Origin of the sequence: Corallococcus sicarius, assembly GCF_003611735.1 — a bacterium.
GTDB lineage: Bacteria > Myxococcota > Myxococcia > Myxococcales > Myxococcaceae > Corallococcus > Corallococcus sicarius.
Map to the genome: position 1 here is coordinate 1 of NZ_RAWG01000659.1, position 953 is coordinate 953.

At 72.2% G+C, this 953-nt stretch carries 1 protein-coding gene; it reads left to right on the top strand.

What is annotated here, in order from left to right:
• Positions 1 to 953, top strand: a 953-nt coding sequence (locus D7X12_RS41550; protein WP_147444007.1) for an AMP-binding protein, incomplete at both ends; no start/stop codon positions are given.

Here is a 953-nt window from a genome sequence, read left to right on the forward strand (position 1 = left end):
GGCATCCTGGAGCTGTCCGACTTCCTCTTCGAGCAGGCGCCGGACTTCCGCGCGCTGCACTGGATGGCGACGGACACGCTGCCCGAGGGCGGCGAGCGGGAGTGGCGCACGCCGTCGGAGGTGGGCGCGGAGTCGCTCGCGTTTCTTCAGTACACGTCCGGGAGCACGGGCACGCCCAAGGGGGTGATGCTCACGCACGCGAACCTGCTGCACAACCTGGGGCTCATCTCCGGGGCGTTCCAGGTGCGCCGCGACAGCGTGGGCGTCATCTGGCTGCCGCCGTACCACGACATGGGCCTCATCGGCGGCATCCTCCAGCCGCTGCACGGGGGCTTCCCCGTGGCGCTGATGTCGCCGATGGCGTTCCTCCAGAAGCCGCTGCGCTGGTTGCAGGCGGTGTCGCGCTTCCGGGGGACCATCAGCGGCGGGCCCAACTTCGCCTTCGAGTTGTGCGCGCGTCGCGCGACGCCGGAGGACGTGGCGTCGCTGGACCTGTCGTCGTGGGAGGTGGCGTTCTGCGGCGCGGAGCCCATCCGCGCGTCCACGCTGAAGCGCTTCGCGGAGGTGTTCGCGCCGAGTGGCTTCCGGCCGGAGGCGTTCTACCCGTGCTACGGCCTGGCGGAAGGGACGCTCATCGTCACCGGCGAGGAGAAGGGCCGGGGCGTGCGCGTGCATCCGCTGGAGGATGCGGCGCTGGCGCGCGGGCTCGCGGTGGCGGGGCCCGTGGATGCGGCGGGCGTGCGGACGCACATCGGCTGCGGGATGACGCTGGAGGAGCAGCGGTTGCTGGTCGTGGAGCCGGACTCGCTCGTGCCGCGTGCGCCCGGGCAGGTCGGTGAAATCTGGGTGTCGGGCGCGAGCGTGGCGCAGGGGTACTGGCGCAAGCCGGAGCTGAGCGAGACCACCTTCCACGCGCGTCCCGCGGGTGTGGTGGACGGGCCGGAGTACCTGCG